The following is a 559-nucleotide window of genomic DNA, read 5'->3' as shown; positions in this document are numbered from 1 at the left end:
GTTGTTTTAGTCGTAGTGCGAACACCAACGATTTCAACTTCGTCACCCACTTTAACAATACCACGCTCAACACGGCCAGTTACTACAGTACCACGGCCAGAGATTGAGAATACGTCTTCGATTGGCAGTAGGAACGGCTTATCGATGTCACGTTGTGGTTCTGGAATGTAAGAATCCAGTGCATTAGCCAGTTCAATAATCTTAGCTTCCCACTCTGGTTGGCCTTCAAGCGCCTTCAGAGCTGAACCTTGGATTACTGGTAAGTCATCACCTGGGAAATCGTATTCTGACAGAAGTTCACGAACTTCCATTTCAACCAATTCCAGTAATTCTTCGTCATCTACCATGTCACATTTGTTCATGAACACGATGATGTACGGTACGCCAACCTGACGAGAAAGCAGGATGTGCTCACGAGTCTGTGGCATTGGGCCGTCTGTTGAAGCTACTACTAAAATCGCGCCGTCCATCTGTGCAGCACCAGTGATCATGTTTTTAACATAGTCAGCATGGCCTGGGCAGTCTACGTGTGCGTAGTGACGAGTTGGAGTATCGTATT

1 protein-coding gene is annotated in these 559 nt (G+C 46.7%); it reads right to left on the bottom strand.

Annotated elements, in window-relative coordinates:
* On the bottom strand, nt 1-559 hold a 559-nt coding region (locus MO387_RS20820; RefSeq protein ID WP_242326511.1), incomplete at both ends, for a GTP-binding protein.

This window comes from Shewanella sp. N2AIL (assembly GCF_022690845.1).
In the GTDB taxonomy this organism is placed as follows: domain Bacteria; phylum Pseudomonadota; class Gammaproteobacteria; order Enterobacterales; family Shewanellaceae; genus Shewanella; species Shewanella baltica.
This window is presented reverse-complemented; position numbering and strand designations above follow the sequence as displayed.